Genomic DNA, 3,580 nt, shown 5'->3' with positions numbered 1-3,580 from the left:
CATCTTGGATATTTTCTTTAAAATTCAAGCCTTGATTAAATTCTTGCAAAAGCTCTTCAAAGGCTTTTTCATACTCTTGTTGATCTTTTGTGTCTTCAAGCGTAGCTATAAATTCTTCTATGCAAAAGACCTCTTCTTTGCCGGCTAATTTTTCTTTTTTGTGCTGTTTAGAAAAACAAAGGGGATTTTCCTCTCCTAAGTAAGAATTAATGGGAAGTAAGTTAAGGCTTTGTCCTTCAATTTCTATGCACTCATAAGCTAAATTTAGCTTCCACCATTTTTGTGTATTTGTATCTATGCAAGAATAAAAGTTTTTAATGATATACCAGGTTAAAGAAAGGCAAAGAACCTCCAAGGCACAGTACTTATTTTTAGTCTGTTTTGTTGTCATATAAGGCTGATTAAGTGCGTAATGATTGAGGGCATAATCAATTCTTGTATATGCTTTTTGATGCATTATAATGCCATTTATATATTCCCTTAAACATTCTAAGCCTTGCAAAAAAAACTCTTTTTCCTTTTTTAAAAACTCTTTTTTGTTAAGGGTTTTTGTAAAAAAGCCATTGATAAACTCATAATTAAGCACATGCTCTACACTCTTAGCTTGTTTTAAAAAATCAAAATATTCCATAATACACTCAAAATTATCATCTTGTATATTAGATGATAATTCATCAAGCTTATTTTTAGTATCCTTATATGTGTTATAAGCTTTTTTGCTTACAAATACAAAGGGGCTTAATGACAACACAAAAGCCTTGTTTGGCTCATCTTTGATACTAAGTTTATATTTGCTATAATCAACCCCCTCATCATAGTCCTTTGGGTTTTTATATAAAATTTCACTTTTAAGCTCTTGTTTTTTCTCGTCCTTATAATGTGCTTTGCTGGCTAGCTTAGCAAGCAAGGCTTGATTTAAGGCAGCATTTTGTTTGTAAGGAGCATTGCAGATAATGAGATAGTTATAGCCTTGTTCTGCTGAATTTTTCCCTTCTTTGTCTTTAATTAACTCTACAAATTTGCTAGAGTTAAAATAAGGTGTTTCTATGTAGGCTAGTCTATTCTCGCTTGTTGTTATTTGAGAGTTTAAAAGCTTAGCTAGATGATCTTGGGTGCAAATTCTAAGCACTTCTTCATTTTGCATACCATATAAATTTATCTTTTTTATATGATTAAAACTTTCTTCTTTAAATTCTACAAGCAAGGCTAGATCTTGACTAAGATTGGCCTTGCTTTCATAGATCTCACTATTCATACCTGAAAGCTCTATAAAGACCCTATTATCAATGATTAAGGTATGATTTAAAATGCGGTTTTGAAAAAGATAAATCAGAGGTGCTATATCGTCTATTAGTAGCTTAATGATGGAGTGAGAAAGGGTGAAGCTGTATTTGTTATTAGCCCATTCTAAGATATTTTTCATAGTTTTAGCACCCTCAAAAATGCTATCAGTAGCCATTAAGGCTAGATTACTTTTAGTAAAAAAGCTTTTTAGATCAAATACATTAACTATGCTAAAAAAGAAGCTGACAAGCTCTTTAATCATTTGCTTGTTGCCTTCTTCGCATATGGCTTTTATGTCTAAGATGAGAGCCTTAAAACATTCATCAAGCTTTTTCTTATAAGCTTTTTGATCTAGTAAGAAATTAAGCTCTTCAAAGTTTTTAATTTCTTCTTCCATATCTTTTTGAAGCCCCTTGATGCAAATTTCAAGTGTGTGTTGCAACCTGCCTTGATTATCCTTTAAAAATCTTTCTACTGCATCTGATAGGCTTTCTTGTGGGTTTTTATTAAGCCTTTTAACAAAGTCAAATAAAATTTTTGCATTATTATTGCTTTTGTTGCAAATTTTTATAGTTCTTGTCTCATTGTTTTGATCTTCTTCGTAGATCCTGCCTAAATAATCCATATAATAACTTGTTTCGTTTGTGCCATTTTCTTTGTGTGGCTTATTAGCATTTATGCTTTCTAAATTATTGTAGGTATAAATTTGTATGTCTGTGTTTTTTTGAAGCTTAAATAAATGATCATAAAGCCACTCATTAAGAGATAAATTTTGAGGATTATTAAACAAGGCTGAATTTGAGGATAGGGTTTTGAGATTTTTTGCCTTAAAATCGCAGCAGTATAAGGAAATCTTCTTTGCGTTTGAGGTATAATGAGCTATGATGCTTTTTAGTTCTTGTTTTTTATGTATGAATGAATATTTTAATACTTTTTTTTTCACAACTTCATCTTTCTAGCCTTAGATAAATTAGTAGCTTAGATAATTTTACAATGTTTTAGCTTTAAAATAGCTATGTAGGCATTTTATAAGAAAAATTTAATTAAGCCACTAAGCCTTGTAGCAATAATTTTTAAGTAAATACACAAGCTAGCTTATGAAGCATTTTAAAGCATAGCCTTTGTGTCAAAGCTTGGTTTATTTAGCAAAAGAGATCCTTTTGCTTATGCCTAGTGTCATATTTTCAAAGGGATAAATTTGACAAGCTTATAGCAAGATCTACAATTTTATAAAAGGGCTTTAAAATTTAAGAAACTATGCTTGATAAGCATTTCAAGGCATTAAGCTTAACTGTTTTATATAATTTTACTTAGTTTATTAGAAACCTAGTAGGCATTTTTACTTAGTAAGCCTTCTATGCTTATAGCCTATACTTCTTCTTCAATATAGCTTGTCAATACCCTAAATTCACACACTCTTTCATCATCTAGCCAATCATCCATCCCAACAGCAAATTCAAATCTTATCTTACTTGCCTTATAAGGAGTGATGAAAACTCTTAGATGATGAATTGTTTCTTCTTCATTATAGTCTTTTGTATAAGAATGAATTTGCTTAAACTCTCCTATGCCATAGTCCTCATAGCTTTTATAGGCTTTTTGATAGATCTTAGGCAAAGTTTCACAGACAATAAATACAAGTTTTATAAGATGAATTCCAAGCCTTAAATTTACTTGCTTAAAAAGAAAGTCTTTTTTAAATTCTTGCTTTAAATCTTGTAAAAGCCTTATATCATCTATCTTTTTTGAGTCTTTTTCTATATCAAATTCAAGGCTTTTAAAATAAGTATCTATGTAATACTCTTTGCCGTTAAGCTCGCATCTTTTAATAAGAAGATTATCTCTTTGCAAATTATGTTCTTTATAATGAAGCCTCAATCTTGCATTAAATAAAGAAGAAAGATCATCTTTAAGCCCTGCTTTATCTTTTAAATTCACAAAATTATGATCAAATATGAAGTTATTTGGCTTAGAGACACATTTTAAGGCAAAGCCCTTGTCTGTAAGGGAGTTGCTAACTAAATCTTGCAAGATAACAAGCTCATTATTAAGCTTTTTTGTAGAACAAGCATTTTTCACGCTTATAACTTCACTGCAAGGATAGCTAAGCCCTGCTATATTATTAGCACAGCCTTTTATTTTTGAGCCAAGATAATCAGATTCTAGGATCAAAGGCACTCCCTTTGAGGTAAAATGCTTGCCCTTATTTGATCTAAGTAAGACCTTGCCTCCGTGAGGACAAGTGACTGTATCATCTTCTATTAAAGCGTATAAAGAGGCCTTGCTTTCTTTGAAT

At 30.8% G+C, this 3,580-nt stretch carries 1 protein-coding gene and 1 pseudogene; both read right to left on the bottom strand.

The annotated features are described in order from the left end of the window. Positions 1-2,227: pseudogene (locus tag DMC01_RS12110) on the bottom strand (hypothetical protein); the annotation flags it as partial. A gap of 425 nt (positions 2,228-2,652) precedes the next feature. Beyond that, positions 2,653-3,580 (bottom strand): hypothetical protein (locus DMC01_RS13950; protein ID WP_185908932.1); only part of this gene is annotated, 928 nt, incomplete at its 5' end.

This window comes from Campylobacter troglodytis (assembly GCF_006864425.1).
GTDB lineage: Bacteria > Campylobacterota > Campylobacteria > Campylobacterales > Campylobacteraceae > Campylobacter_D > Campylobacter_D troglodytis.
The sequence above is the reverse complement of the archived record's forward strand: the minus strand, read 5'-3'. Positions and strand labels throughout refer to the sequence as shown.